Origin of the sequence: Streptomyces flavofungini, assembly GCF_041028215.1 — a bacterium.
In the GTDB taxonomy this organism is placed as follows: domain Bacteria; phylum Actinomycetota; class Actinomycetes; order Streptomycetales; family Streptomycetaceae; genus Streptomyces; species Streptomyces flavofungini_B.
Genome location: NZ_JASKYR010001045.1, coordinates 1 through 1846, shown reverse-complemented (window position 1 = coordinate 1846; position 1846 = coordinate 1). Strand labels below are relative to the sequence as shown.

Sequence of the window (1846 nt, the reverse complement as noted above, 5' to 3'; positions counted from 1 at the left end):
CTACCCACCGCACCCCGTACCGCCGCAGCACCGCGAGCCGGTCGGAGCGCGAGGACGTGGGTGAGAAGTACGTCCGTACCGCCGCCAGGCGCGACCTCTCGTCCGGGAGGAAGAAGTCCGGGTAGCCGGGGGCCACCGTGTACGGGCCGTAGGCCGGGATCTGGCGGGAGGGGAAGGTCTTGGCCAGGACCACGTCGCCGTAGCGGACCCGAGGGAGCAGCCAGTCGTAGCCCGGCCACGGGGGTTCGTACCGGGCGGCCAGCGAGGAGGGCAGGGCCCCTCGCGGGACCACGTACCCCAGCGTGCCCGACTGCGTCCACGCCCCCAGGATCAGCGCCGCGCCCAGCAGCGCCGCGCCACAGCGGCGTGCCGCCGCTCCGGCGAGTCCCAAGACCTCCAGCGCCGCCGCCACCTGCGCCGGGATCAGTGCCGCGGGCAGCACCCTGCCCCAGGAGTAGTGGCCCGTCACGCCGCCCGCCGCGAAGACGACCGCGCCCAGGGCGAAGAACAGGGCCAGCGGGTCGCGGCGGTCCCTGCGCAGCCGCAGGCCCAGCGCCGCCACACCCAGCAGCGCCACCCCGAAGTGCGGCACCACGTGGCGGTAGAGCGAGCGGTGTATCTGCTCCAGGCCGCCGCCCGAGCGCAGGAGGTCGAAGAAGGAGTAGTACGGCCAGACGGCGAGCACCGCAAGGCCGAGCGCCAGTCCGCCGCCCAGCCGGATCAGCGCCGCCCGCGGCGGCCACGGCCGCGCCCCGGCCAGCATCGCCAGCGCCCCGAGCGTCGCCACCACGCCCGTGAACTGGTGGGTGAGGAGGATCAGCGCCCACAGTGCCCCCAGGGCGAGGGACCCGGGCCAGCCACGGTCCCCCGGGTTCTCGCGCAGCAGTGCCCAGAGGTGGAAGGAGAGGCCCAGCGCGAACGTGCTGGGGTAGGCGATCGTCAGGGCCAGCGAGTGCAGGCCCAGGAAGCCGCTCCAGTCGAACAGCGCCGGGCCCCAGAGCAGCAGCAGGCAGTACAGGGCGAGCGGGGGCGCCCAGCGGTGGGCGCTCAGCGTGCGCACGAAGTGCCGTACGCCCGTCACCAGCAGGGCCAGACCGGCGAGCGCCGCCACCCGCAGGACGACGAAGACCCCGAGCCCGGTCACCTTGGCCAGGCAGCCGAGGAGCAGCGTCCACGGGGAGTAGTACGGGCTCGGCGTGTCCGCCGCCACCAGCGGGTTCCCTGGGTGCCGCAGGTCGTGCCGCAGGCGTTCGACCGTCGCCGCGTGGATGCCCAGATCGCCCGCCCACGGGAGACGGACGATCACGAGTACGAGGAGCAGGAGGAGGGGCAGCAGACAGGCCGTCGGGGCCGTCGGAACCACGCCCCGGATGCCCCGTGTGACCCGTGCGGCCCGTGCGGCCCGTATCAGTGGCCCCGCGGAGGACTCAGGGGCGGCGCGCATCGTGCTCGTGCTGGAAGACCCACGTCCGGTAGACCAGGAAACGGAACGCCGAGGCGAGGACGATCGACAGCGCCTTGGCGATGTTGGAGCCGAGCGGCCCGCTCAGGCCCGCCCCGTGGTACGCCGCGTAGAACAGCACGCTCTCCATCGCCACGCCGATCCCGCTGAAGACGAAGAAGAGCGCGATCTGGCCTCTGGTGCGCGAGGCGCGGTCCCGGTACGCGAAGAAGCGGAAGCCCAGGTAGTTCGTGCCCATGGCGACACAGCTCGCCAGGACTGTCGCCGTCATCGCGCCCGAACCCGCGCCGTGCAGGAGGAGGTTGAAGACGACGAGGTTCACGGCCACGCCACTGCCGCCCACCAGGCCGAACTTCACCAGTTCCAGGACCAGCAGGCGCAGCC

General features: G+C 73.2%; 2 protein-coding genes. Both read right to left on the bottom strand.

The genetic code is table 11. From position 1 onward, the window contains the following. Nucleotides 1–1444 (bottom strand): hypothetical protein (locus AB8Z36_RS38180; protein WP_369217962.1); only part of this gene is annotated, 1444 nt, incomplete at its 3' end. After that, entirely contained in the window at nucleotides 1428–1844 is a 417-nt protein-coding gene (locus tag AB8Z36_RS38175; protein ID WP_369217961.1) for a GtrA family protein, read from the bottom strand. The genes AB8Z36_RS38175 and AB8Z36_RS38180, both read right to left, overlap by 17 nt. Between the last annotated feature and the right edge of the window lie 2 nt (nucleotides 1845–1846).